Consider the following 26,385-nt stretch of genomic DNA (forward strand, 5'->3'; position numbering starts at 1 on the left):
CGCCATCGGCGGTGTATTCGGTGTCATTTCTGTTTGGCGTGCATCTGCTTGACCGCACCGCTGGCGATCAGCTCGGCCAGTGCGGCGACGTCGAGCAGTGCACACATGTGTTCAATCACCGTGCCGGCCAGCCACGGGCGCTGGCCACGCTGGCTGCGCCACTTGATCTCGGACGGGTCCAGGCGCAGCGAGCGGCTGACCTGGTGCACGGCCAGCCCCCATTCGTAGCCCTGCACGGAAATCACGTATTGCAGGCCCTGGCGAAAATCATCGCGGTAGCGGTCGGGCATCACCCAACGCGCGGTATCCAGCACCTTCAGGTTGCCGGCCTGGCAGGTCAGGATGCCGAGGAACCAGTCGGGCTGGCCGAACAGCGGTGTCAGTTCCTGGCCGGCCAGGGTGTAGATCGAACCCAGGCACACCAGCGGCACCGCCAGGGTCAGGCCCGCCACGTCGAACAGCAGGCATTCGAACGGCTCGGCGGCCCAGGCCGGGCGGCCATCGACCGTGGCCGGGGGCACAGGCACCTGCGGCGCCGGCAGGTGCACATCCACCAGCGGCACTGCCGGTTCCACGGTTTGCTCTTCGACCAGCACCGGGATGCTGGCCTCGGCCACCACTTCGCGCTCGACCACCGTCACCACCGGTGCTTCCACCGGCATCACGCGAGGCAGCACCGCCAGCCTGGGCTCGGCGAACGGCCGTGGTGCGGGGCTGACGGTCGCTTCGGCTGACGCCGGCCTGGCTTGCTGCAAGGCATCACGCGCCTGCTCTTCGCGTACCGCTTCGGCGAACTCGTCCGCCGCCGCTGGCACCTCGAACAGGTCTTCGGCTTCGGTGGCCTCCTGCAACAGGCCGTCGAGGTATGACTGCAGGGCCATCTGTGGCCGGGTATTGGTTTGCCGGGTCTGGGTCATCAGGCCACCTGCGCTGCAGTCTTGTAGGTCAGCAGGTGCTTGAGCAGCGCCCGATAGGCAATCAGCCCGCGGCTCTTGCTGTCGAATTGCGAGGGCGTGACGCCCTTGCGGCTGGCATCTCGCAGGCGCGTATCCACCGGGATGTAGCCCTGCCATACATGCTGGTCGTAGGTGTCACGCAGCAGCTTGAGCGTGGCCAGCGAGGCCTGGGTGCGGCGGTCGAACAAGGTCGGCACGATCTGGTACGGCAGCGCTTGCTTGCGCGAGCGGTTGACCATGGCCAGGGTACCGACCATGCGCTCCAAGCCCTTGACCGCGAGGAATTCGGTTTGCACCGGGATCACCAGCTGCTGGCTGGCTGCCAGGGCATTGACCATCAGCACGCCGAGCAAGGGTGGGCTGTCGATCAGGGCAAAGTCGAAATCCTGCCACAGCTGCGCCAGACTCTTGGCGATCACCAGGCCCAGGCCGTTCTGCCCCGGTGACTGGCGCTCCAGCACCGCCAGCGCGGTACTCGACGGCAACAGCGAGATGCGTTCGTCACTGGTGGGGAGCAGCAGTTGCCCGGGCAGGCCCTCGGGCACCGCGCCCTTGTGCAGGAACAGGTCGTAGCAGCTGTGCTCCAGGGCATCGGGGTTGTGCCCGAAATAGCTGGTCATCGAGCCGTGCGGGTCGAGGTCGACAACGACCACGCGCTTGCCGGCCTCGGCCAGCAGGCCGGCCAGGGCGATGGTAGTGGTGGTCTTGCCGACGCCACCTTTTTGATTGGCTACTGCCCAGACTCTCATCAAGCAAACTCTATCTATTGATTTGGCAGGGACACTGCTGGGGCAACTGTCTTGCTCAACATCGGAAAGCTGGCGCGATCCCTGTGGGAGCGGGCGCGCCCGCGAACACCGGCGCAGCCGGTGCCATTCACCGCATCGCCTGATTCGCGGGCTCGCCCGCTCCCACAGGGGACAGTACTGCATTCAAATTTGTGTTCGTGGCAACGTCGGGGAATTGACGGATCACTGCCCCGCCACCGTTGCTGGCGTAGCCGGTGCACTTTGTGTGCCAGCACGGCGCAATGCGGCATCCGGCGTGGCATTGGCACTGCCCGAGCCCGTCAGGCTGCGGCGCACTTCGAGGTTGCGCGAAATCACCAGCACCACGCGGCGGTTGCGCGCACGGCCTTCGGCAGTGTCGTTGCTGGCCACCGGCTGGTACTCGCCATAGCCGACCGAGGCCATGCGTGCCGGGTTGACCCCTTCCATGGCCAGCAGGCGCACGATGCTTGCCGCCCGCGCCGATGACAGCTCCCAGTTGGTCGGGTACTGCGCGGTGCGGATCGGCAGATTGTCGGTAAAGCCTTCGACGTGCACCGGGTTGGCGAACGGCTTGAGAATGCCGGCCACCTTCTCGATGATGGCAAATGCCTTGTCGCTGGGCATGGCATCGCCACTGCCGAACAGCAACGAGGAATTGAGCTCGATCTCGATCCACAGCTCATTGCCGCGCACCGTCATCTGGTCGCTATTGATCAGGTCGCCAAAGGCATCGCGCACGTCATCGCTGATGGTTTTCAGCGGGTCGACACTGGTCGCCCCAAGGCCTGCATCGGTCTGCTCGCTGTCCTTCACCAACGGCTCGGCCGGGCGCACGCTCAGCGGCCGCTCTTCACCGATGGGAATCGGCTTCATGCTGCGCTCGGGGTCGTTGAACACCCCGAGCAGGGCCTGGGAAATGACCTTGTACTTGCCCTCGTTGATCGAGGAAATCGAGTACATCACCACGAAAAAGGCGAACAGCAAGGTGATGAAGTCGGCGTACGACACCAGCCAGCGTTCGTGGTTTTCGTGTTCCTCGGTATGACGACGGCGACGCATGGGTTACTCCATGAAGCCTTGCAGCTTCAACTCGATCGAGCGCGGGTTCTCACCCTCGGCAATCGACAGCAGGCCCTCGAGCAGCATCTCGCGGTAGCGCGACTGGCGCATGACGATGGCCTTGAGCTTGTTGGCGATCGGCAGCAGCACCAGGTTGGCGCTGGCCACGCCGTAGATGGTCGCGACGAAGGCCACGGCAATGCCGTTGCCCAGCTGCGACGGGTCGGCCAGGTTGCCCATCACGTGGATCAGGCCCATCACCGCACCGATGATGCCGATGGTCGGCGCGTAGCCACCCATGCTTTCGAACACCTTGGCGGCCTGGATATCACGGCTTTCCTGGGTCAGGAAATCGACTTCGAGGATGCTGCGGATGGCCTCTGGCTCGGCGCCATCCACCAGCAGTTGCAGGCCCTTGCGCGCATACGGGTCAGGCTCGCCGTCGGCCACCCCTTCCAGGCCCAGCAGGCCTTCCTTGCGCGCAGTCAGGCTCCAGTTGACGACGCGGTCGATCCCGCCCGCCAGGTCGACCCGTGGCGGAAACAGGATCCAGCGCAGAATCTGCAAGGCACGCTTGAACGACGACAGCGGCGACTGCAGCAAGGCAGCCGCCAGCGTGCCGCCCAGCACGATCAGTGCCGCCGGGCCATTGATCAGGGCGCCGACATGACCGCCTTCGAGGAAGTTGCCACCGACGATGGCGACAAAGGCAAGGATCAGGCCGATCAGGCTGAGCACGTCCATCAGACGCACGCCTCCACCAGGTGCTTGCCGATTTCGTCCAGGCTGTACACCGCGTCGGCCAGGTTGGCCTTGACGATGGCCATGGGCATGCCATAGATCACGCAGCTGGCTTCATCCTGGGCCCACACCGTACTGCCGCCCTGCTTGAGCAGGCGCGCACCTTCACGGCCATCGGCGCCCATGCCGGTAAGCACCACCGACAGCACCTTGTCGCCATACGACTTGGCCGCCGAGCCGAAGGTGATGTCCACGCACGGCTTGTAGTTCAGGCGCTCGTCACCGGGCAGGATCTTCACCGTGCCACGGCCGTCGATCATCATCTGCTTGCCACCCGGGGCCAGCAGGGCCAGGCCCGGGCGCAGCATGTCGCCGTCCTCGGCTTCCTTGACGCTGATGCGGCACAGCTTGTCCAGGCGCTCGGCAAAGGCCTTGGTGAACGCCGCCGGCATGTGCTGGATCAGCACGATCGGCGCCGGGAAGTTGGCCGGCAGCTGGGTCAGCACCCGCTGCAGGGCGACCGGGCCACCCGTGGAGGTGCCGATGGCCACCAGCTTGTAAGGCTTGCGCTTGGGTGCCGGCGAGTGTGCTGGCGCCGCAGCCGGGGCCGCCGCACGGGCAGGCGCAGGCGTGCGCGCCGCTGCCGGGCTGGCGAAACTGCTGGTGGGTGCATGGCTGCTGCCTGCCGGCGCAGGTGCGGCAACCGGCGCATGGCTGGCGTAGCTGCCAAAACGGCGGTTGCTGCGGGAAATGGTATGCACCTTCTCGCACAGCAGTTGCTTGACCTTGTCGGGGTTGCGCGAGATGTCCTCGAAGTTCTTCGGCAGGTAATCCACCGCACCGGCATCCAGCGCATCGAGGGTGACACGGGCGCCTTCATGGGTCAGCGACGAGAACATCAACACCGGCGTCGGGCAGCGCTGCATGATGTGCCGCACCGCGGTGATGCCGTCCATCATGGGCATTTCGTAGTCCATGGTGATGACATCGGGCTTCAGCGCCAGCGCCTGGTCGATTGCTTCCTTGCCGTTGGTCGCGGTACCCACTACCTGGATCGTCGGATCCGCCGAGAGGATTTCCGAGACGCGGCGGCGGAAGAAACCGGAATCATCCACCACCAGGACCTTGACTGCCATAAACACTCCATTAGGCGGCGCAACCCGCCAGGGTGCGCCACCGAAATCAAATACGCCGCGCGGCGTAACGCTTGAGCATGCTCGGAACGTCGAGAATCAACGCGATGCGACCGTCGCCGGTGATGGTGGCCCCGGACATGCCCGGGGTGCCCTGCAGCATCTTGCCCAGCGGCTTGATTACCACTTCTTCCTGGCCAACCAGTTGATCGACGACAAAGCCGATGCGCTGGGTACCGACCGACAGGATCACCACGTGGCCCTCGTGCTGCTCTTCGTGCACCTGGCCCTGGACCAGCCAGCGCTTGAGGTAGAACAGCGGCAGCGCCTTGTCGCGCACGATCACCACTTCCTGGCCGTCGACCACGTTGGTGCGCGACAGGTCGAGGTGGAAGATCTCGTTGACGTTGACCAGCGGGAAAGCGAACGCCTGGTTGCCCAGCATCACCATCAGGGTGGGCATGATCGCCAGGGTCAGCGGCACCTTGATGACGATCTTCGAGCCCTGGCCCTTGGCCGAGAAGATGTTGATCGAGCCGTTGAGCTGGGAGATCTTGGTCTTCACCACGTCCATGCCCACACCGCGGCCGGACACGTCGGAAATCTCGGTCTTGGTCGAGAAGCCCGGGGCGAAGATCAGGTTGTAGCAGTCCGACTCGCTCAGGCGATCGGCGGCATCCTTGTCCATCAGGCCCTTTTCCACGGCCTTGGCGCGCAGGATGTTGGGGTCCATGCCCTTGCCGTCGTCAGAGATCGACAGCAGGATGTGGTCACCTTCCTGCTCGGCCGACAGCACCACGCGGCCGGTGCGCGCCTTGCCGGAGGCTTCACGCTCTTCGGGCATTTCCACGCCATGGTCGACGGCGTTGCGCACCAGGTGCACCAACGGGTCGGCCAGGGCCTCGACCAGGTTCTTGTCGAGGTCGGTCTCTTCGCCGACCAGCTCCAGGTTGATCTCTTTCTTGAGCTGGCGGGCCAGGTCGCGCACCAGGCGCGGGAAGCGGCCGAAGACTTTCTTGATCGGCTGCATGCGGGTTTTCATCACCGCGGTCTGCAGGTCGGCGGTGACCACGTCGAGGTTGGACACGGCCTTGGACATGGCCTCGTCGCCGCTGTTCAGGCCCAGGCGCACCAGGCGGTTACGCACCAGCACCAGTTCGCCGACCATGTTCATGATCTCGTCCAGGCGCGCGGTATCGACCCGCACGGTGGTTTCCGCTTCGCTGGCGCCATGCTTCTCGGCAGCCGGCGCCGGGGCGCGGGGTGCTGCGGCAGGTTTGCTGGCAGGTGCCGGTGCCGGCGCAGCAACTGCGGCTGGCTTGGCCACGGGCTGGCTGTCGGTCTTGGCCGCGACCGGCGCTTGCACCTTGGCCGCAGGCGGGGCTTCGACGGCGGCAACGTCACCACCGAACTTGCCCTTGCCGTGCAACTGGTCCAGCAGCGCCTCGAACTCGTGCTCGCTGATTTCGTCGCTGGCTGCGCTGGTGTCGGTTACGGCAGGCGTCGGCGCCTTGGCAGCGGGCAAGGCATCGGCCTGGAAGGTGCCCTTGCCATGCAACTGGTCCAGCAGCGATTCGAACTCGGCGTCGGTAATTTCGTCGCTGGCCGCTTCCGGCGCGCAGGCAACCGGCTGCGCGGCAACCTCGGCGCTGAACTGGCCTTTGCCGTGCAACTGGTCGAGCAGCGACTCGAACTCGGCGTCGCTGATTTCGTCACCCTCACCGCTGACGGTCTCGCCCTGCATCTGCTCGTCGGCCGCAGCTTGTGCCTTGACCGCATCGAGCGAATCGAGCAGCTGCTCGAACTCGCTGTCGGTGATGTCCTGCTCCTCGGCAGGCGCTTCGGCAACCGGTGCCGCAGCGGCAGGCACTTCAACGGCTTCTGCGCCACCCGGCTCGGCCAGGCGCGACAGCGCCGCCAGCAGCTCGGGGGTGGCCGCGGTCACTTCGGTGCGCTCGCGCACCTGGCCAAACATGCTGTTGACCGTGTCCAGTGCCTCGAGCACCACATCCATCAGTTCCGCGTCGACCCGGCGCTCACCTTTGCGCAGGACGTCGAACACGTTCTCGGCGATATGGCAGCACTCCACCAGCTCGTTCAGCTGAAGGAAGCCGGCGCCCCCTTTTACAGTGTGGAAACCGCGAAAGATCGCATTGAGCAGGTCGGCATCGTCGGGCCGGCTTTCCAGCTCGACCAGTTGCTCGGACAGTTGCTCAAGAATTTCGCCGGCTTCTACCAGGAAATCCTGGAGGATTTCTTCATCGGCGCCGAAGCTCATCAAACGTGCTCCTTAAAAACCCAGGCTGGACAGCAAATCATCGACATCGTCCTGACCGGACACGACGTCTTCACGCTTATCGGCATGAATCTGCGGACCTTCACCCCGAGTCGGATGTTTTTCTCGATCTTTTTCTGCGCGCAGTTGATCGTGGTCATGCTGGATGCCCGCAAAGCGGTCGACCTGGCTGGCCATCAACACCAGTTTGAGCAGGTTGCTTTCCACCTCGGTGACCAACGTGGTGACGCGCTTGATCACCTGGCCGGTCAGGTCCTGATAGTCCTGGGCCAGCAGAATGTCGTTGAGGTGGCCGGCGACCTTGCGGTTACCTTCGGCGCTGTGCGTCAGGAAACTGTCGACGCGCTTGACCAGGTCACGGAACTCCGGCGCAGCCACTTCGCGGCGCATGAAGCGCTGCCAGTCGGTGCTCAGGGCCTGGGCCTCGCTGGCCAGGTCGTTGAGCACCGGGGTGCTTTCCTCGACCAGGTCCATGGTGCGGTTGGCCGCGCCCTCGGTGAGCCTGACCACGTACGACAGGCGCTCGGTGGCGTCGGTTATCTGCGACACCTCCTCGGCCTGCGGCATGGTCGGGTCGATCTGGAAACTGACGATGGCACTGTGCAGCTCGCGGGTCAGCTTGCCGACTTCCTGGTACAGGCCGCGGTCGCGGGTCTGGTTCAGCTCGTGAATCAGCTGCACCGCATCGCCGAAACGGCCCCGCTCCAGGCTCTCGACCAGCTCCTGGGCATGCTTCTTCAGGGTCGATTCGAACTCGCCCAAAGACGTTTGTGATGAATCCATGGCGCGCCCCCTGACGTGACTCAGCCGTTGACGCGTTCGAAGATCTTCTCGATCTTTTCTTTGAGCACCTGGGCGGTGAACGGCTTGACCACGTAGCCATTGACGCCGGCCTGGGCCGCTTCGATGATCTGGTCGCGCTTGGCTTCGGCGGTCACCATCAGCACCGGCATGGATTTCAGGCGATCGTGGGCACGCACCTTGCGCAGCAGGTCGATGCCGGACATGCCAGGCATGTTCCAGTCGGTCACCAGGAAGTCGTAGTGGCCGTTCTCCAGCATCGGCAGCGCCGTGGTGCCGTCGTCGGCTTCTTCGGTGTTGGTGAAGCCCAGGTCACGCAACAGGTTCTTGATGATCCGCCGCATCGTCGAAAAGTCGTCAACGATGAGGATTTTCATGTCTTTGTTCAAGTAGACCTCCAAGCAGTCTCAAACGCGCTCGGCCCCGAGCGCGCATTCACAATTCGGTACAACGTAGAAAACGACTGCAACGACAGCGGGCTCAACGCGCCCGCCATTCCCCCAGGCGGCTGCGCAGACGCGCGGCACACTGGCTGTGCAACTGGCTGACCCGCGACTCGCTGACCCCCAGCACCTCACCGATTTCCTTGAGGTTCAGCTCTTCGTCGTAGTACAGCGCCAGCACCAGGCGCTCACGCTCCGGCAGGTTGGCGATGGCCTCGGTCAGGGCGGCCTGGAAGCGCTCGTCCTCCAGGCCACGCGCAGGTTCCACCTGGCCACTGGCGCCATCCTCATGCAGCCCTTCGTGCTCGCCGTCCTGCAACAGGTCGTCGAAGCTGAACAGGCGGCTGCCCAGGGTATCGTTCAAGATCCCGTAGTAATCATCGAGACTCAATTGGAGTTCGGCAGCAACTTCATGATCTTTAGCGTCACGGCCGGTTCTGGCTTCAACCGCACGCATCGCGTCGCTGACCATGCGGGTGTTGCGGTGCACCGAACGCGGTGCCCAGTCGCCCTTGCGCACTTCGTCCAGCATGGCCCCGCGAATGCGGATGCCGGCGTAGGTTTCGAAGCTGGCGCCCTTGCTGGCGTCGTACTTGTTGGCCACTTCCAGCAGGCCGATCATGCCGGCCTGAATCAGGTCCTCGACCTGCACGTTGGCCGGCAGCCGCGCCAGCAGGTGGTAGGCGATGCGCTTGACCAGCGGGGCGTAGCGCTCGATCAGCTCGTACTGCGCGTCTTTCGACGCCCGGCTGTACATCTTGAAGCCGCTGGCGTTCATAGCACAGGTCCCGCGCTGGTGGGCTGCACCAGACGCTCGACAAAGAACTCCAGATGGCCGCGCGGGTTGGCCGGCAGCGGCCAGCTATCGACCTTCTGGGCAATCGCCTTGAAGGCCAGCGCGCATTTGGAGCGTGGGAAGGCTTCGTACACGGCACGCTGCTTCTGCACCGCCTTGCGCACGCACTCGTCATACGGCACGGCGCCCACGTACTGCAGGGCAACGTCGAGGAAGCGGTCGGTGACCTTGGTCAGCTTGGCGAACAGGTTGCGGCCTTCCTGCGGGCTCTGCGCCATGTTGGCCAGCACCCGGAAACGGTTCATGCCGTAGTCGCGGTTGAGCAGCTTGATCAGGGCGTAGGCATCGGTGATCGAGGTGGGTTCGTCGCATACCACCAGCAGCACTTCCTGGGCGGCACGTACGAAGCTGACCACCGAATCACCGATACCGGCCGCAGTGTCGATCACCAGCACGTCGAGGTTGTCGCCGATTTCGCTGAACGCCTGGATCAGCCCGGCATGCTGGGCCGGGGCCAGGTGCACCATGCTCTGCGTGCCCGAGGCAGCCGGCACGATGCGCACACCACCGGGGCCCTGCAACATCACGTCGCGCAGCTCGCAGCGCCCTTCGATGACATCGGCCAGGGTCCGCTTGGGGGTAAGGCCCAGCAGCACATCGACATTGGCAAGGCCCAGGTCGGCGTCGAGCAGCATGACCCTGCGGCCAAGCTCGGCCAGCGCCAGGGACAGGTTCACTGAAACGTTAGTCTTGCCGACGCCACCTTTGCCACCGGTCACGGCGATCACCTGTACGGGATGCATGCTACCCATGTCTGTTCTTTACCTTGTCTCGCTGGGACTCAGGCCACACGTAGGGCAATTCTGCGTACCCCTTGGCATAGCTACCTTGCACACATTTCATCATCAACCCGCTCGCCGTGGGTTGTGATAGAGATCAGCGAACATGTCGGCCATGGCCTCTTCGCTGGGCTCGTCCTGCTGCTGCACATTGACCGCGCGGGAGACCAACTGGTGCCCCCGTGGCAGGTGCAGGTCGTCAGGAATGCGCGGCCCGTCGGTCAGGTAGGCCACTGGCAAATCATGACTGATGGCAAGGCTCAGCACGTCGCCAAGGCTCGCCGTTTCATCGAGTTTGGTCAGGATGCAACCGGCCAGGCCGCAGCGCTTGTAGCTGTGGTAGGCGGCGGTCAGCACCTGCTTCTGGCTGGTGGTGGCCAGCACCAGGTAGTTCTTCGCGGCAATGCCACGCCCGGCCAGGGTGTCCAGTTGCATGCGCAGGGCCGGGTCGCTGGCCTGCAGGCCGGCGGTATCGATCAGCACCACGCGCTTGCGCAACAGCGGCTCCAGCGCCGCGGCAAGCGACTGGCCCGGGTCGACGTAGGTAACCGGCACGTTGAGGATGCGGCCCAGGGTCTTGAGCTGCTCCTGGGCGCCGATGCGGAAGCTGTCCATGCTCACCAGCGCCAGGTTCTGCGCGCCGTACTTGAGCACGTAGCGGGCGGCCAGCTTGGCCAGGGTGGTGGTCTTGCCCATGCCGGCCGGGCCGACCATGGCGATCACCCCGCCCTCTTCGATCGGCTCGACCTCGGGGATTTCGATCATCCGCGCCAAGTGCGCCAGCAACATGCGCCAGGCCTGGCGTGGCTCGTCGATCTCGGCAGTCAGGTCCAGCAGCTCACGGGCGATCGGCCCGGACAGGCCGATGCGCTGCAACCGGCGCCAGACGGTGGCCTGCTGCGGCTTGCTGCCCTGCAGCTGGTTCCAGGCCAACGAGCCGAGCTGCACTTCCAGCAGCTCGCGCAGGCCCGACAGCTCGGAGCGCATGGCATCGAACAGGCGCGGGTCGACCGGCGCCGACGCAGGCGCTGCAGCAGCCTCGGGAACATCGACGTGCGGTTCGATCAACGGCTCGGCGGCGGTCAGCGACTGCCCGGCGAACAATTGGCGGTTGTTGTCGCTGCTGTCCTGGCGGTGGCCCAGCTCGGCCTGGGCAGTGGCGATGCGCGTATGGGTCTTGCGCAGCTCTTCTTCCAGTTCGGCGTTGGGCACACGCGGGGCCAGGGCGGACAGCTTGTAGTCCAGCGCGGCCGTCAGCTCGACACCGCCGGCGATGCGACGGTTGCCGATGATGGCGGCATCGGCGCCCAGCTCATCACGGACCAGCTTCATGGCCTGACGCATATCGGCGGCGAAAAATCGCTTAACTTGCATTATCCCCTACCTCAGCCGTTAGGGCCCACGGTGGCAACGATGGTGACTTGCTTGTTGTCCGGTATTTCCTGATACGCCAGAACATGCAAATTCGGTACAGCCAGGCGACCGAAACGCGACAGCATGGCGCGGATCGGGCCGGCGACCAGGAGGATGGCCGGCTGGCCCTGCATTTCCTGGCGCTGGGCCGCCTCGATCAGCGAACGCTGCAGCTTCTCGGCCATGCTCGGTTCCAGAAGAACACCGTCTTCCTGACCTTGCCCGGCCCTTTGCAGACTATTGAGCAAAATCTGTTCCAACCTTGGCTCCAGGGTAATCACTGGCAGCTCCGACTCAACGCCGACAATGCTTTGCACGATGGCGCGACACAATCCGACGCGCACTGCCGCCACCAGCGCGGCGGTATCTTGACTCTTGCCGGCGTTGTTCGCGATCGCCTCGGCGATACTGCGAATATCGCGCACTGGCACTTGTTCAGACAACAGCGCTTGCAGCACCTTGAGCAGGCCCGACAAGGAAATGACACCCGGCACCAGCTCTTCTGCAAGTTTAGGCGATGCCTTGGCCAACACCTGCAGCAGTTGCTGGACCTCTTCATGGCCGATCAGCTCGTGGCAGTGCTTCTGCAGGATCTGGTTCAGGTGGGTGGCCACCACGGTACTGGCGTCGACCACGGTGTAGCCCAGCGACTGCGCCTGGGAGCGCTGGCCGACATCGATCCACACGGCTTCAAGGCCAAACGCCGGGTCGCGCGCGGCGATGCCGTTGAGGGTGCCGAACACCTGCCCCGGGTTGATTGCCAGTTCGCGGTCCGGGTAGATCTCGGCCTCGGCCAGGATCACCCCCATCAGGGTCAGGCGATACGCGCTGGGCTGCAGGTCGAGGTTGTCGCGGATGTGCACGGTGGGCATGAGGAAGCCCAGGTCTTGCGACAGCTTCTTGCGCACGCCCTTGATCCGCGCCAGCAACTGGCCACCCTGGTTGCGATCGACCAGCGGGATCAGCCGGTAGCCGACCTCCAGGCCAATCATGTCGATCGGCGTGACGTCGTCCCAGCCCAGCTCCTTGGTTTCCAGCGCACGCTGTGGCGAGGGCAGCAGGTCCTGCTGGCGCTGCGCCTCCTGCAGCGCCTGCGCCTTGGCCTTCTGCTGCTTCTTCCACACCAGGTAGGCGCCACCACCGGCCAGCAGGCCGAGGCTGAGGAAGGCCACGTGCGGCATGCCCGGCACCAGGCCCATGACGATCATCAGCGCGCCGGACACCGCCAGGGCCTTGGGCGAATCGAACATCTGCCGGTTGATCAGCTTGCCCATGTCCTCGGAGCCCGAGGCACGGGTCACCATGATCGCGGCAGCGGTGGACAGCAACAGTGATGGCAATTGCGCCACCAAACCGTCACCGATGGTCAGCAAGGCGTACACCTTGCCGGCATCGCCAAAGCTCATGCCATGCTGCAGCATGCCGATCAGCATGCCGCCGATCAGGTTGATGAACAGGATCAGCAGGCCGGCGATGGCGTCACCGCGGACGAACTTGCTGGCACCGTCCATCGAACCATAGAATTCGGCTTCCTGCGCCACTTCGGCACGACGGTGCTTGGCCTGGGCCTGGTCGATCAGGCCGGCGTTGAGGTCGGCGTCGATGGCCATCTGCTTGCCGGGCATGGCGTCGAGGGTGAAACGCGCGCTCACTTCCGAGATACGCCCGGCGCCCTTGGTCACCACCACGAAGTTGATGATCATGAGGATGGCGAACACCACGGCACCGACCACGTAGTTACCGCCGATCACCACCTCGCCGAAGGCCTGGATCACCTTGCCGGCGGCGCCGTGGCCCTCCTGGCCATGCAGCATCACCACCCGGGTGGAAGCCACGTTCAGGGCCAGGCGCAACAACGTGGCCACCAGCAGGATGGTGGGGAACGCGGCAAAGTCGAGCGGGCGCAGGGCGTAGACGCAGACCAGCAGGACCACGATCGACAGGGCGATGTTGAAAGTGAAGAACACGTCGAGCAGGAACGGCGGTATCGGCAACATCATCATTGCCAACATCACCAGCAGCAACAGCGGCACACCCAGGTTGCCCCGGCCGAGCCCGGCCAGGTTGTTACGGGCGTTGCTGATTAACTGAGTGCGATCCACCGCGAGTCCTCTTGATGCAAAACTTTGACGCACAGGGGGCGCCTGGCGCTGGCTCTGCAAGAAGCTTTCCAACTTTGCTCGACGGGGGATTTATGTTGCCTGTTCCGGCCTCTTCGCGGGTGAACCCGCTCCCACAGGTGCGGCGTCGCCCTCGAGGAGCATGAGGTCCCTGTGGGAGCGGGCGTGCCCGCGAAAGGGCCAGACGCCCTGACACAAGGTCAACTGTCGCGGCGCAGGCGACTGGCGCTAGCTTGACAAGAAGCCTTCCAACTTTGCTCGACGGGGGATTGATGTTGCCTGTTCCGGCCTCTTCGCGGGCACGCCCGCTCCCACAGGGACCGCACAGCCTTCAAGGCCCGCACAGGACCTGTGGGAGCGGGTTCACCCGCGAAAGGGCCAGTAGCCCTGACACAAGGTCAACTGTCGCGGCGCAGGCGCCTGGCGCTGGCTTGGCAAGAAGCTTTCCAACTTTGCTCGACGGGGGATTTATGTTGCCTGTTCCGGCCTCTTCGCGGGTGAACCCGCTCCCACAGGTGCGGCGTCGCCCTCGAGGAGCATGAGGTCCCTGTGGGTGCGGGCGTGCCCGCGAAAGGGCCAGACGCCCTGACACAAGGTCAACTGTCGCGGCGCAGGCGCCTGGCGCTAGCTTGACAAGAAGCCTTCCAACTTTGCTCGACGGGGGATTGATGTTGCCTGTTCCGGCCTCTTCGCGGGCACTCCCGCTCCCACAGGGACCGCACAGCCTTCAAGGCCCGCAGAGGACCTGTGGGAGCGGGTTCACCCGCGAAAGGGCCGGACGCCCTGACACAAGGTCAACTGTCGCGGCGCAGGTCCGGCGGAATCGGCAGGTCGTCCTTCAGCGGCTCTGGCCGCTTGCCCTTGCCTGCCCGGTACTGGCGGATCTGGAACACATAGGCCAGCACCTGCGCCACCGCCAGGTAAAGCCCGGCAGGGATTTCCTGCTCAAGTTCGGTGGAGTAGTAGATCGCCCGCGCCAACGCCGGCGACTCGAGGATCTGGACCTTGTGCTCCACGCCGATCTCGCGAATCTTCAGGGCAATGAAATCCGTCCCCTTGGCCAGCAGCAACGGCGCCGCCCCGCCTTTCTCCGGGTCGTATTGCAAGGCCACCGCATAATGCGTCGGGTTGGTGATGATCACGTCGGCTTCGGGCACAGCCGCCATCATGCGCCGCTGCGAAGCCTCACGCTGCAGCTGGCGAATACGCTGCTTGACCTCGGGCTTGCCTTCGCTGTCCTTGTACTCGTCCTTGATTTCCTGCTTGGTCATCTTCAGCTTGTTGTGCGTCTGCCACAGCTGGAACGGCACGTCCGCCGCCGCAATCAACAGCAGCCCGGCCGACATCCACAACGCACTCCAGCCCACCACCTGCAGGCTATGGATGATCGCCTGCTCCAACGGCTCATTGGCGATGGCGAGCAGCGCCTGGCGGTCATTGACCAACACCACTACCGCCACGACCAGAATCACGAAAAACTTGGCGAGTGCTTTCAATAGCTCGGTCAGGGCGTTCATCGAGAACATGCGCTTGATCCCCGACAAGGGATTCATGCGGCTGAATTTCGGCTGCAACAGGCTGCCGGAAAACAGGAAACCGCCCAGGACAATCGGCGCGACAAAGGAAATCACGAACAACAGGACCAAGATCGGCTGCACCGCCCAGATGGCCATCTTGCCCGAGGCCAGCAGGAAGGCACCCATGGCCCGCTCATCGACGATGAAGTCGCGGGTCAGGCTGAAGTTCATGCGCATGATCGCCAGCAGTGTCTCGGCCAGGTGGCCGCCGAACGCCAGCAGGCCACCGGCGCCGGCCAAGGTCACCGCCACCGTGTTCAGCTCCTTGGAACGCGCGATCTCGCCTTTCTCGCGGGCATCGCGCTTGCGCTTGTCGGTGGGTTCTTCTGTCTTGTCCTGACCGCTTTCGCTTTCCGCCATGCTCAGCGCGCCCTTGCCAGATCACGCAGCCATTGCAGCGCTTCGCTGGCCAACGCCTGGTAATGGGAAAGTATGTCGGCCAGGCCGACCCAGAAAATGAACATGCCCATGACCAGGGTCAGCGGAAAACCGATGGAGAAAATGTTCAGCTGCGGCGCGGCACGCGTCATTACGCCAAAGGCGATGTTCACCACCAGCAACGCGGCGATAGCCGGCAGGATCAGCAGCAGGCCGGCACCGAACACCCAGCCCAGGCGCCCCGCCATCTCCCAGAACTGATTGACCACCAGCGCATTGCCCACCGGCAAGGTGGTGAAGCTTTCGGTCAGCACCTCGAACGCCACCAGATGGCCGTTCATCAGCAGGAACAGCACGCTCACCAGCATGGTCATGAACTGGCTGATCACCGCAACGTTGACGCCGTTGGCCGGGTCGACCATCGATGCGAAGGCCATGCCCATCTGCACCGCGACGATCTGGCCAGCGATGACGAAAGCCTGGAACAACAACTGCAGCGACAACCCGAACAACGCCCCGACGATGACCTGCTCGGCACACAGCAGCAGGCCACGCAGGCTCAACGGGTCGAACTCGGGCAAGGGCGGCAGGGCCGGGACGATCACCACGGTGATAGCCACCGCCACGTACAGACGCACCCGCGCCGGCAGCATGCGGGTGCCAAAGATCGGCATGGTCATCAGCACCGCCGTCACCCGGAACAACGGCAGGATGAAGGTGGCGACCCAGGTGCCGATCTGTGTGTCGGTCAGTTCCAGCATCGGCGCGTCAACCGATCAGCTGCGGGATGTTGGTGTACAGACTGGTGATGTACTCCATGAACTTCTGCACCAGCCACGGCCCGGCGACGATCAGCGTGACCAGCATCACCAGCAGGCGTGGCAGGAAGCTCAGGGTCTGTTCGTTGATCTGCGTGGCGGCCTGGAACATGGCCACCACCAGGCCCACCAGCAGGCTGGGCACCACCAGTATGGCGACCATCAGGGTGGTCAGCCACAAGGCATCACGGAACAGGTCGACAGCGACTTCAGGTGTCATCGGCGGCTCTCCTTGACGGCGTCAGACGCCGCCGAAACTGCTGGCCAAGGTGCCCATGATCAGCGCCCAGCCATCGACCAGCACGAACAGCATGATCTTGAACGGCAGCGAGATGATCAGCGGCGACAGCATCATCATACCCATGGCCATCAGCACGCTGGCTACCACCATGTCGATGATCAGGAACGGGATGAAGATCATGAAACCGATCTGGAACGCAGTCTTCAGCTCGGAGGTAACGAACGCCGGCACCAGGATCGTCAGCGGCACCTGGTCCGGGCCGGCGATGTCGGTACGCTTGGACAGACGCATGAACAGGTCGAGGTCGCTTTGCCGGGTTTGCGCCAGCATGAAGTCCTTGAGCGGCCCCTGGGCCTTGTCGATGGCCTGCTGGGCAGTCATCTGCTCCTTCAGGTACGGCTGCAGTGCATCCTGGTTCACCCGGTCGAACACCGGCGCCATGATGAACATGGTCAGGAACAGTGCCATGCCCGTCAGCAGCTGGTTCGACGGCGTCTGCTGCAAGCCCAGGGCCTGACGCAGGATCGAGAACACGATGATGATGCGGGTGAAGCTGGTCATCAGGATGACGAACGCCGGGATGAAGCTGAGCGCCGTCATGATCAGCAGGATCTGCAGGCTGACCGAATACTCCTGCTGCCCGTCCGCGGTATTGGACAGGGTAATGGCCGGGATCGACAGCGGGTCGGCCCCCAGGGCCAGCGGCGCAGCCAACAGCAGCGCCAGAGTCAACAACACACGCAGCGCGCCACTCATCACTTCTTGTCCTTAGGGTCCTTGCCCATCAGCTCCATCAGCCGCTGGGCAAACTCCGGCGTCGCCTGGCGGGCGTTCTCCGGCACTTCCACGGGTTCGGCCAGCACATGCAGGGCCTCGATGCTGCCAGGGGTATGGCCGATCAGGATCTGCTCCTTGCCCACTTGCACCAGCAGCAGGCGGTCACGCGGGCCGATGGCCCGGCTGCCGACGATCTCGATCACCTGCCCACCCTTCACCGCCGTGCTTTGCATGCGCCGCAGCAACCAGGCCAGGAAGAAGATCAGGCCGACCACCAGCAGCAGGCCGAAGACCATCTGCGCCAACTGCCCACCGAGGCTGCCAGGCGCGGTTGCCGGGGTTGCCGCCGGTGTGGCCGCGGCCAGGCAAGCCTGGCTGGCGAGCAGCGCGGCGGCCGCCGCGATGGCGCGCATCGTGCCCTTCACTCAGCGCAGCTTCTTGATACGTTCGCTGGGGCTGATCACGTCGGTCAGGCGGATGCCGAACTTCTCGTTGACCACCACCACCTCGCCATGGGCAATCAGCGTGCCGTTGACCAGCACGTCGAGCGGCTCGCCGGCCAGGCGGTCGAGCTCGATCACCGAGCCCTGGTTGAGCTGCAGCAGGTTGCGGATGTTGATCTCGGTGCTGCCCACTTCCATGGAAATGTTCACCGGGATATCCAGGATCACGTCCAGGTTAGGGCCTTCGAGGCTGACGTTTTCGTTCGGCTTCGGCGAGCTGGCGAACTCCTCCATCGGCAGGCGGCCCGCGCCGCCGGTGCTGCTACCGGTGTCACCACCCAGCAGTGCATCGATATCGGCCTGGCCGGCTGCACCGGTTTCTTCCAGTGCCGCAGCCCATTCATCGGCCAGTGCCTGGTCCTCTGCGGAGGTGATCTCGTTTTCGTTAGCCATGGTTTCCTCGACAGGCATTCAATTCGTTATGAGCGACCGGCACGCGTCAGCGGCGTTCGATCGGGTCGATTATCTGCAGCGCCAGGTTGCCCTTGTGCGAACCCAGGCGCGCCTTGAACGACGGCACGCCGTTGGCGCGCAGTACCAGGTGCTCGGGCAGCTCCACCGGGATCACGTCACCAGGCTGCATGTGCAGGATGTCGCGCAGCTTCAGCTGGCGCCGGGCTACGGTGGCGGTCAGCGGCACAGCCACGTCCAGCACGTCCTCGCGCAGGGCCTTGACCCAGCGCTCGTCCTGGTCGTCCAGGTCGGACTGGAAACCGGCGTCGAGCATTTCCCGCACCGGCTCGATCATCGAGTACGGCATGGTCACGTGCAGGTCGCCGCCACCGCCGTCCAGCTCGATGTGGAAGGTGGACACCACCACCGCCTCGCTGGGGCCGACAATGTTGGCCATGGCCGGGTTGACCTCGGAGTTCATGTACTCGAAGGTGACCGGCATGATTGCCTGCCAGGCTTCCTTGAGGTCGACGAAGCACTGGTCCAGCACCATGCGCACCACGCGCAACTCGGTGGGGGTGAACTCGCGGCCTTCGATCTTGGCGTGGCGGCCGTCGCCGCCGAAGAAGTTGTCCACCAGCTTGAACACCAGCTTGGCGTCGAGGATGAACAGCGAGGTACCGCGCAGCGGCTTGATCTTGACCAGGTTGAGGCTGGTCGGCACATACAGCGAGTGCACGTATTCGCCGAACTTCATCACCTGCACGCCGCCCACTGCCACGTCGGCGGAGCGGCGCAGCAGGTTGAACATGCTGATACGGGTGTAACGGGCGAAACGCTCGTTGATCATTTCCAGGGTCGGCATGCGACCCCGCACGATACGGTCCTGACTGGTCAGGTCGTAGCTTTTGATGCTGCCAGGCTCGGATGCACTCTCGGTCTGCACCAGCCCGTCGTCGACACCATGCAACAGGGCATCGATTTCATCCTGGGACAGCAGGTCCTGTACGGCCATTGCGGACTCCTACTGCAATACGAAATTGGTGAACAGCAACTGGTCGACGACCGGCTTGCCGACTTCCTTCTGTGCCACTTCCTGAACCACTGCGGTGGCCTTCTGGCGCAGCATTTCCTGCCCCACCGGGCTGCCGGCCAGGGTGTCGAAGCCTTGCCCGGAGAACATCATCACCAGGTTGTTGCGGATCACCGGCATGTGCACCTTGAGGGCGTCCAGGTCAGCCTGGCTGCGCGCTTGCAGGGTGATGCTCACCTGCATGTAGCGCTGGCGGCCGTTCTGGTTGAAGTTGACCACGAAGGCCGGGGCCAGCGCTTCGTAGATAGCCGCTGGCTTGACGTTGCTGGCTGCAGGATCGGCGGCCGGGGCCGGCTCGCTCTTGTGCATGATGAACCAGGTAGCGCCCACCGAAAGGCCGATCGCCAGCAACAGGCCCACTACCGCCAGCAGGATCAGCTTGAGTTTGCCTTTAGTGGCGGGGTCTTTGACTGCTTCGCTCTTCGCCATGCCAATAATCCGTCGTCCATCGGGGGTTCAAGGGAGGATGGCTTGGCTTGAGCAAGTGTTATGCCAGATTTTGCAGAGGATGGGTTCCAGCAGGTTTTGCGGTGCTGCCTTCTTCGCGGGCACGCCCGCTCCCACAGGCAAAGCACAGGATTCGAAACCGATGAAATTCCTGTGGGAGCGGGCGCGCCCGCGAAGAAGCCGGCTCAGGCTAACGGTTATCAGGCGTAATAATCGACCGCACTGTCGCCAACAACCACCTGCTGCTCCACAGGCCGGGCGCTATCGACTGCCTCTACCCCGCCCTGCTCGGCCCGGCGCGCCGCCACCCCGGACAGGTTGCTGCCCTGTGCCTGCCCCTGCTGCTGTTGCTGCTGCCCGCGCGACTGGTCGGCCACGTTGACATCCGGCTGTGCCAGCCCCTGCTGGGCGAACAGCTCGCGCAGGCGGTGCACCTGGCTGTCGAGGGCGTCACGCACGCCGGCATGGCCGCTGATGAAGGTGATCTGGGTCGACTGGTCCGTCGCAACATTGACGCGAATGTCCAGGCGGCCCAGTTCTGCCGGCTCCAGCTGGATATCCGCCGACTTTAGGTTCTGGCTGGACAGGTACATGACCCGGTTGACCAGCCCTTCGGCCCAGGCGTTCTGGTTCATCGGCAGCGGTTGGTGCAATGGGCTGGCATTGGCCGGCACGGCATTGGCGGTCTTGGCCGTGGCGGCCTGGGTCAGGTTGGCCAGGCGGTTGGCGAAATCATCTACACGTGTATCGCTGCCAGCGCTCTTGGTGTCTTTCAGGCCATCTTCGAGCAAGCCGGCAAAGGCCTTGTCGCCAGGCTCGCCCGTTTCACCCTCGGCATTCTCGACCAGATTCGCCAAGGTATTGACGGCCATCTGCCCCTCTTCGCCCTGAGCCTGCGAAGGGTCCAGGGCATGCGCCGAGGTCGCTCCCTTGGCCTGGGCGCTTTGTTCCAGCGCCAGGCGCAGGGTAGGCAGGTTGGCCAAAGGGTCGGAGTCAGGGTCGAAGGCTTCCTCGGCGGCCGACTCCTCGGGCAGCTCGGCGGTGACCTGCGCCTGCGCCGCGGCGGCCTGCAACACCGGCGCCACCGCCTCGGCCTGGGCCTGGATCAGTTGTGCGCCAGGCTGGGCGTCGGTGACTTGGCCGGCCACCAGGCTGGCATCGCGCAAGCCGGTGTCGGCCTGGGCCTGGTCGTCGGCTGGCAATTGTTTGCCGTCATCGGCAACCGCGGGTTTGTCGGCAGCGGCTTTCTTGCCGCCCTGCGCCGCCTCGGGCTTGTCCTTGGGCTTGGCCTGAGCGACCTTGTCGTCCTGCCCGGCGGCCTTGTCGCGGCCCTGCCGGGCCATCACCTGGCCGAAGCCGTCGCCCTTGTCGCCCGGCGCCTGCAGCGGCTTGTCGGCCTGTGCGGTGGCCGAACGCGAGGTGTTGGCAATGGCGTTGCCTTGCAACAATGGGTTGGGTGCGACAGGCATCGAGCGGTCTCCGCGCCAGAAACAAAAAAATCATCCAGCCAGAGACAGGCAAGACTCGCGCCAAGTCGTGTTTCAACCCGCCGAAATGCGCTGCTGCTCACCTCGGTAGAAGCCCTGCACCTCGAGGAACTCTTGGTCGATGCGGTTGATCAGGTCTTCGATGCCATACAGCGGGGGCCGCCGTGCGCGCTCCTCCAGCTGCTGGCACAGGTTGGCCAATGCAACCGCGCCCATGTTGCTGCTGCTGCCCTTGAAACTGTGGGCCGCGGAGCCGAGCTCTTCGGCATTTTGGGCCGCGTGCAGCTGGCCCAGGCGCCGTTCGGAGTCTTCGAGAAAGGTTTGCACCAACTGCAGGTAGCCATCTTCCATGACCTCACGCAGGTCGCTGAGTACCTTGTGGTCAATATGCATGTCAGTCACTTGTTCACTCCTTGATCAAGCCAGATTATGCCCGAGCCAACCCGTGGCTCACCAGACGAACTCCACATGCGCGCAGCGCCCGCCCTCAGTCCAGTGCGCGCTGCTGGCCAGCCGCCTCACCAGGTTCAAGCCTCGCCCGCTCAGCCCCTGCTCCAGCGAGGGCCGGGACAGCACCCGTTGCACATCGAACCCGGCACCACTGTCACGGACCTCGATCATCAGACGCCCGCCGTCGGCTTGCGGTTCAACCTTGAAATCGATGCGCACGTAACCGTCGGTCAGAACCCAAAGACGCCGGGCGCGTTCCTGATAATAGTCGGCAAAGCCCTGTACATCGCGCTTGAGCTGCGAGTCCAGGCCCAGCACGCCATGCTCCAGGGCATTGGAATACAGCTCGCTGAGCACGCTGTGCAGGTTGCCGGTACGCGCGCGCAGGCCGTGAATCTCCTGCAACAACTGCACCAGGTACGGCACCGGGTTGAAGCGCTTCAGGCTCTGGCCACGCACCTCGAACCCCAGCGACCAGTCCAGCGGGCTGGAGCGGCCGCTATCAGAGTAGATCATCGGCGCCGGCACCCGCTCCTCGGCGCTGAACATACGAATGTCGCACAGGCTGATGTCATCGCGCGGGCGCCCGCCAAAGCGCTCCAGGGCCTGCATCACTTCGTCGAACAACCGCACCGGGTCCCGGTTGTCGGCCAGCACCCTGCGCAAGCGCTGCACACCAAACAGGCGTTCCTGGTCGTCGGCGGTGTCCAGCACGCCGTCCGACAGCAGCAGCAGGCGCTCGCCCGGTGCCAGCGGCAACACCTCGGTACTGTCATCGAAACGCTCGGCGTCCAGGATGCCCAGCGGCAGGTGTCGCGAAGTCAGCGCCGACAGCACCTGGCCATCCACTGCCAGGCGATAGCCATCAGGCATGCCGCCGTTCCACACCTCCACCGAACCGCGCTGCATGCTGAGGTTGAGCAGCAGCGCACAACAGAACATGTCCACCGGCAGGATACGTTTGAGCTTGGCATTCATCTCGCGCAGGATCTGCGCCATGCCGTAGCCCTTGGCAGTCATGCCGTAGAACACTTCGGCCAGCGGCATGGCGCCTACCGCCGCCGGCAGGCCGTGGCCGGTGAAATCGCCGAGCAGCACGCGCATGTCGCCGGACGGGGTGAACGCGGCCAGCATCAGGTCGCCATTGAACAGCGCATAGGGCGATTGCAGGTAGCGGATGTTGGGCGCGGCCAGGCAGCCGGAGTGGGCCACCTTGTCGAACACCGCCTTGGCCACCCGCTGCTCGTTGAGCAGGTGGTGGTGGTGCCGGGCAATCTGGTCGCGCTGCTCCAGCACGGTGGCCTGCAGCCGGCGCAGGCGGTCCATGGCGCGTATCTTGGCGCCGAGGATCACCGCACTGTAGGGCTTGGCCATGAAGTCGTCGCCCCCGGCCTCCAGGCAGCGCACCAGGCCTTCCTCCTCGTTCAATGACGTCAGGAAAATGATTGGCACCAGCGCTTCGCCGGCCAGCGCCTTGATCTGCCGCGCCGCCTCGAAGCCATCCATCACCGGCATCAGCGCATCCAGCAGCACCAGTTGCGGGCGCCGCTCGACGAACAGCGCCACCGCCTGCTCGCCGTTTTCCGCGGTGAATACCTGATGGCCCTGACGGCGCACGATCTGCGCCAGCAGCAGTCGGTCGGCGGCACCGTCTTCGGCGACCAGCACGGTCAACGCCTGTTCGGCCGGCATGTCGGCGCTCAACTGATATCGAAGAGTTTTTCGAAATTGGAGATGGCGAGGATCTTGCGCACGTCGGAGCTGGCATGCACCACACGCACATCCGACTCATCGCCGCCCGCATGGTCACGCAGCAACAGCAGCATGCCGAGCGCGGAACTGTCGAGGTAGGTGGTGTCCTTCAGGTCGACGACCACCGAATCTGGCCGGCTGGGCTGGCGTTCGTAGGCGTCACGAAATTCCTGATGCTTGCCGAAATCGAAGCGCCCCTTGATCTTAATCGTCAGCTTTTTCCCGTCCTGCGAAAAATCAGTCTCGACTGCCATGCTAGCGATTCCTTCGATGATGGCGGATGCAACTCCTTAAAGGTTTAGCAGGCGATGCCGGGGGTGGCAAGCATGTGGGCTGCCTGTCCCGGCCTCTTCGCGGGTAAACCCGCTCCCACAGGATCTCCACGAATTCGAATCCTGCGCCGTACCTGTGGGAGCGGGTTCACCCGCGAAGAGGCCAGTACAGGCTATAGGTGATTCTGCCGCGGCAGGCGTTGCGACAGCTCGTCGAGCAAGCGCTGCTCGCGCTTGTCTTCGGCCCGCCGGGCTTCGTCCAGGTAGCGCTGCACCAGCTTGCGCAAGCCTTCCACCCGGGCATAGGCCTGCTGCCAGGTGCCGCGGGCATTGTTGAGGTTGTTCTGGTGCCAGACCAGGCTCTGGCGCTGCTGGGTCATGGCCGTTTCCAGTTGCCCGAGGAAGCGCTGGTAATTGACCAGCCAGCTACCGTTTACACCCTGCCCGCCACGGTTGATCCACTGCAGTTGGTAGTCTTCGCGAAACCGTTCGAGCTCGGCCAGCTTGGCCTGTGCCGTAGCCACCTGCTGCTGGAACTGCCCAAGGCGCTGGGCCGCCTGGCGCTCGGCCTCTTCGGCCATGTCCACCACCGGCGCCAGGCGCGCGGCACGTCCGGGCAGCGCCATGGCCTATCAACCGCCCGCCGGGGGCGCAAAGATCGCCCCCAACTGTTCGCGGCTTTGCGCCATGCCCACGCTCTCGCGCAGGCCCTGGCGCAAAAACTCCACCAGCTTCGATTGCAGCGCAATGGCCAGGTCGGTTTCCGGGTCGCCACCCGCCACATAGGCACCCACACTGATCAGGTCGCGGCTTTGCGACAGGCGCGACCACAACTGCTTGAACTTTTGTGCCTGGCGCAAATGGTCGGCATCGACCACCTGGGGCATGACCCGGCTGATCGAGGCTTCGATGTCGATGGCCGGGTAATGGCCTTCCTCGGCCAGCCGCCGCGACAGCACGAAGTGGCCATCGAGCACACCGCGCGCCGCGTCGGCAATCGGGTCCTGCTGGTCGTCGCCCTCGGACAACACGGTATAGAACGCGGTGATCGAACCACCACCTGGCTCGCCGTTGCCGGCCCGCTCCACCAGCTTGGGCAGCTTGGCGAACACCGATGGCGGGTAACCCCGGGTGGCCGGAGGCTCGCCGATGGCCAAGGCGATTTCACGCTGGGCCTGGGCAAAACGGGTCAGCGAGTCCATCAGCAACAGCACGTTCTTGCCCTTGTCGCGGAAGTACTCGGCAATACGTGTGCAGTACATGGCGGCGCGCAGGCGCATCAGCGGCGCATCGTCGGCGGGCGAAGCGACCACCACCGAGCGCTTGAGGCCTTCCTCACCAAGGATATGCTCGATGAATTCCTTGACCTCGCGGCCCCGCTCGCCGATCAGGCCGACGACGATGATCTCGGCTTCGGTGAAGCGGGTCATCATGCCCAGCAACACCGACTTGCCCACACCGGTACCGGCGAACAGGCCCAGGCGCTGGCCGCGACCGACGGTGAGCAGGCCATTGATGCTGCGAATGCCCACGTCCAGCGGCTTGCTGATGGGGTCGCGGTTCAACGGGTTGATCACCGGGCCGTCCATCGGCACCCAGTCCTCGGCCTTCATCCCGCCCTTGCCATCCAGCGCGCGACCGGCGCCGTCCAGCACCCGGCCGAGCATGCTCATGCCCATGGGCAGGCGGCCGCTGTCATCCAGCGGCACCACCCGGGCGCCGGGGGCGATGCCGACAATGCTGCCGACCGGCATGAGGAATACCTTGGACCCGGCAAAGCCCATGACTTCGGCCTCCACCTGCACCGGGTGGTAGCTGTCGTCGTTGATTACCAGGCAGCGGCTGCCGACTGCAGCGCGCAGGCCTTCGGCTTCCAGGGTGAGGCCGACCATGCGCAGCAGGCGGCCTTCGACGATGGGCTGGGCCGGCAGCTCGATGGCCTCGGCGTAACTGCCCAGGCGCTTGCCGAAACTGGTGCGCTCAAGTTGCATCCGGGCTACCCACGGCGCGCTCTGGCAGGCTGTCCAGGTCTACCGACATGTCTGGCGCTGCCGGGTGCAGCGAATGATCGTGCAACTGGTCGAACAGTTGTGCCACGGCTTTCTCGATGCGGGTTTCCATGGTCGCGTCGATGCGGCTGTGCGCGGTCTCGATACGGCAGCCGCCTGGTAGCAGTGCGCTGTCCTCGAGCAGCCGCCAGCTTTCCTCATGGCGCTCGCGCAGGGCCTTGGCCAGCTCGAAATCCTGAGGGTTGAGATGAATGCGGATATTGTCCGCGCCCATGGGCAGCAGCTTGAGCGCTTCGCGCAGTACCTGGGTGATCTGGCTGGAATCGCCCCGCAGTTCGCGACCGATTACCTGGCGGGTCATGTGAGCCACCAGGTGGACCAGGGTTTTCTCGATCTGCGTGTCCTGCTCGGCGATCGGCTCCATCAGGTTGGTCATCAGCCGGTCGAGGCTCTCCAGCTTGGTCTTCAGTGCCTCTTCGGCTTCCTGGCGGACCTTGAGCTGGGTGCTATGGAAGCCCTCGCGCTCACCGGTGGCGAAGCCTTCGTTGTAGGCCTCCTGGCGGATGGCCTCGAGTTCTTCCAGGGTCAGTGGCTGGACTTCTTCCAGCGGCACTTCCTCGACTTCTTCCTCGATTACCTCGGGTTCCGGCTCCGGTTCGGGCTCAGGCTCCGGTTCCGGGTCGAAGCTGGGCAGCGCCCATACGTCCACGCCCTCGAGGTCGCGGGCGCGGATCAGGTCGCTGGGGTGATGTTCTTTGGTAGACATGTTTTCAGGTACTCAACAAGCCTGTTCGACAAATGCGGGGCCTGTGGGAGCTGGC

At 64.4% G+C, this 26,385-nt stretch carries 27 protein-coding genes; all 27 read right to left on the bottom strand.

The window, feature by feature from the left end; all coding sequences use genetic code 11:
• Positions 1-23 precede the first annotated feature (23 nt).
• Positions 24-917: a CheW domain-containing protein gene (locus tag CAG44_RS04110; protein ID WP_085691638.1), complete on the bottom strand. Its 894-nt coding sequence runs from the start codon at positions 915-917 to the stop codon at positions 24-26.
• The gene (locus CAG44_RS04115) at positions 917-1,705 is read right to left on the bottom strand and encodes a ParA family protein (protein WP_025340066.1); all 789 of its coding nucleotides are present in this window, start codon (positions 1,703-1,705) and stop codon (positions 917-919) included. Before CAG44_RS04115 ends, CAG44_RS04110 begins: the two co-directional genes overlap by 1 nt.
• A 222-nt stretch (positions 1,706-1,927) precedes the next feature.
• Positions 1,928-2,785: a flagellar motor protein MotD gene (gene motD, locus CAG44_RS04120; RefSeq protein WP_075045915.1), complete on the bottom strand. Its 858-nt coding sequence runs from the start codon at positions 2,783-2,785 to the stop codon at positions 1,928-1,930.
• Between the two features lie 3 nt (positions 2,786-2,788).
• Positions 2,789-3,529, bottom strand: a complete 741-nt coding sequence (locus CAG44_RS04125) for a flagellar motor protein (RefSeq protein ID WP_046614572.1) — start codon at positions 3,527-3,529, stop codon at positions 2,789-2,791.
• A complete protein-coding gene (locus CAG44_RS04130) occupies positions 3,529-4,662 on the bottom strand; it encodes a chemotaxis response regulator protein-glutamate methylesterase (RefSeq protein ID WP_075045916.1) in 1,134 nt (377 codons plus the stop codon). Before CAG44_RS04130 ends, CAG44_RS04125 begins: the two co-directional genes overlap by 1 nt.
• Positions 4,663-4,708: 46 nt before the next feature.
• Entirely contained in the window at positions 4,709-6,937 is a 2,229-nt protein-coding gene (locus CAG44_RS04135) for a chemotaxis protein CheA (protein WP_085691639.1), read from the bottom strand.
• Positions 6,938-6,949: 12 nt separating this feature from the next.
• Positions 6,950-7,738 carry a protein phosphatase CheZ gene (locus CAG44_RS04140; protein ID WP_085614524.1) on the bottom strand — a complete coding sequence of 263 codons (789 nt, stop codon included), beginning with the start codon at positions 7,736-7,738 and terminating at the stop codon, positions 6,950-6,952.
• Between the two features lie 20 nt (positions 7,739-7,758).
• Entirely contained in the window at positions 7,759-8,133 is a 375-nt protein-coding gene (locus CAG44_RS04145) for a chemotaxis response regulator CheY (RefSeq protein ID WP_075045918.1), read from the bottom strand.
• 103 nt (positions 8,134-8,236) lie between these two features.
• Positions 8,237-8,977: an RNA polymerase sigma factor FliA gene (fliA, locus tag CAG44_RS04150; protein WP_046614576.1), complete on the bottom strand. Its 741-nt coding sequence runs from the start codon at positions 8,975-8,977 to the stop codon at positions 8,237-8,239.
• Complete coding sequence (fleN, locus tag CAG44_RS04155) at positions 8,974-9,807, bottom strand: flagellar synthesis regulator FleN (protein ID WP_003254408.1); 834 nt, start codon at positions 9,805-9,807, stop codon at positions 8,974-8,976. The genes fliA and fleN overlap by 4 nt, the downstream gene beginning before the upstream one ends.
• A gap of 93 nt (positions 9,808-9,900) precedes the next feature.
• Complete coding sequence (gene flhF, locus CAG44_RS04160; protein ID WP_085589005.1) at positions 9,901-11,208, bottom strand: flagellar biosynthesis protein FlhF; 1,308 nt, start codon at positions 11,206-11,208, stop codon at positions 9,901-9,903.
• Positions 11,209-11,219: 11 nt separating this feature from the next.
• Complete coding sequence (gene flhA, locus CAG44_RS04165; protein WP_013973588.1) at positions 11,220-13,349, bottom strand: flagellar biosynthesis protein FlhA; 2,130 nt, start codon at positions 13,347-13,349, stop codon at positions 11,220-11,222.
• 812 nt (positions 13,350-14,161) lie between these two features.
• Positions 14,162-15,304 (bottom strand): flagellar biosynthesis protein FlhB, encoded by a 1,143-nt coding sequence (gene flhB / locus CAG44_RS04170; protein WP_085589007.1) that lies wholly within the window; start codon positions 15,302-15,304, stop codon positions 14,162-14,164.
• Between the two features lie 2 nt (positions 15,305-15,306).
• Positions 15,307-16,083: a flagellar biosynthetic protein FliR gene (gene fliR, locus CAG44_RS04175; RefSeq protein WP_085589009.1), complete on the bottom strand. Its 777-nt coding sequence runs from the start codon at positions 16,081-16,083 to the stop codon at positions 15,307-15,309.
• Between the two features lie 7 nt (positions 16,084-16,090).
• The gene (gene fliQ / locus CAG44_RS04180; RefSeq protein WP_075045922.1) at positions 16,091-16,360 is read right to left on the bottom strand and encodes a flagellar biosynthesis protein FliQ; all 270 of its coding nucleotides are present in this window, start codon (positions 16,358-16,360) and stop codon (positions 16,091-16,093) included.
• 21 nt (positions 16,361-16,381) lie between these two features.
• Complete coding sequence (gene fliP, locus CAG44_RS04185) at positions 16,382-17,137, bottom strand: flagellar type III secretion system pore protein FliP (RefSeq protein WP_003257293.1); 756 nt, start codon at positions 17,135-17,137, stop codon at positions 16,382-16,384.
• The gene (gene fliO, locus CAG44_RS04190; protein ID WP_043936227.1) at positions 17,137-17,571 is read right to left on the bottom strand and encodes a flagellar biosynthetic protein FliO; all 435 of its coding nucleotides are present in this window, start codon (positions 17,569-17,571) and stop codon (positions 17,137-17,139) included. The genes fliP and fliO overlap by 1 nt, the downstream gene beginning before the upstream one ends.
• A gap of 12 nt (positions 17,572-17,583) precedes the next feature.
• Complete coding sequence (gene fliN, locus CAG44_RS04195) at positions 17,584-18,054, bottom strand: flagellar motor switch protein FliN (protein ID WP_003257291.1); 471 nt, start codon at positions 18,052-18,054, stop codon at positions 17,584-17,586.
• A 46-nt stretch (positions 18,055-18,100) separates the two neighbouring features.
• Positions 18,101-19,069, bottom strand: coding sequence for a flagellar motor switch protein FliM (gene fliM, locus CAG44_RS04200; RefSeq protein ID WP_013973595.1), 969 nt, complete (start codon positions 19,067-19,069; stop codon positions 18,101-18,103).
• A 9-nt stretch (positions 19,070-19,078) separates the two neighbouring features.
• Positions 19,079-19,576 carry a flagellar basal body-associated protein FliL gene (gene fliL, locus CAG44_RS04205; protein WP_025340078.1) on the bottom strand — a complete coding sequence of 166 codons (498 nt, stop codon included), beginning with the start codon at positions 19,574-19,576 and terminating at the stop codon, positions 19,079-19,081.
• 218 nt (positions 19,577-19,794) lie between these two features.
• Positions 19,795-21,063, bottom strand: coding sequence for a flagellar hook-length control protein FliK (locus CAG44_RS04210; RefSeq protein ID WP_085691640.1), 1,269 nt, complete (start codon positions 21,061-21,063; stop codon positions 19,795-19,797).
• 72 nt (positions 21,064-21,135) lie between these two features.
• Positions 21,136-21,483, bottom strand: a complete 348-nt coding sequence (locus CAG44_RS04215; protein ID WP_085691641.1) for an Hpt domain-containing protein — start codon at positions 21,481-21,483, stop codon at positions 21,136-21,138.
• Positions 21,484-21,531: 48 nt separating this feature from the next.
• The gene (locus tag CAG44_RS04220) at positions 21,532-23,223 is read right to left on the bottom strand and encodes a fused response regulator/phosphatase (protein WP_085691642.1); all 1,692 of its coding nucleotides are present in this window, start codon (positions 23,221-23,223) and stop codon (positions 21,532-21,534) included.
• An 8-nt stretch (positions 23,224-23,231) separates the two neighbouring features.
• Complete coding sequence (locus tag CAG44_RS04225) at positions 23,232-23,537, bottom strand: STAS domain-containing protein (RefSeq protein ID WP_013973600.1); 306 nt, start codon at positions 23,535-23,537, stop codon at positions 23,232-23,234.
• Positions 23,538-23,728: 191 nt separating this feature from the next.
• Positions 23,729-24,181 (bottom strand): flagellar export protein FliJ, encoded by a 453-nt coding sequence (gene fliJ, locus CAG44_RS04230; RefSeq protein ID WP_085663987.1) that lies wholly within the window; start codon positions 24,179-24,181, stop codon positions 23,729-23,731.
• Positions 24,182-24,187: 6 nt separating this feature from the next.
• Positions 24,188-25,546, bottom strand: coding sequence for a flagellar protein export ATPase FliI (gene fliI, locus CAG44_RS04235; RefSeq protein ID WP_061551804.1), 1,359 nt, complete (start codon positions 25,544-25,546; stop codon positions 24,188-24,190).
• Positions 25,536-26,330: a flagellar assembly protein FliH gene (gene fliH / locus CAG44_RS04240; RefSeq protein WP_085589017.1), complete on the bottom strand. Its 795-nt coding sequence runs from the start codon at positions 26,328-26,330 to the stop codon at positions 25,536-25,538. Before fliH ends, fliI begins: the two co-directional genes overlap by 11 nt.
• Positions 26,331-26,385: the final 55 nt, after the last annotated feature.

It is taken from the genome of Pseudomonas sp. B13(2017) (assembly GCF_002113245.1).
In the GTDB taxonomy this organism is placed as follows: Bacteria; Pseudomonadota; Gammaproteobacteria; order Pseudomonadales; family Pseudomonadaceae; genus Aquipseudomonas; species Aquipseudomonas putida_Z.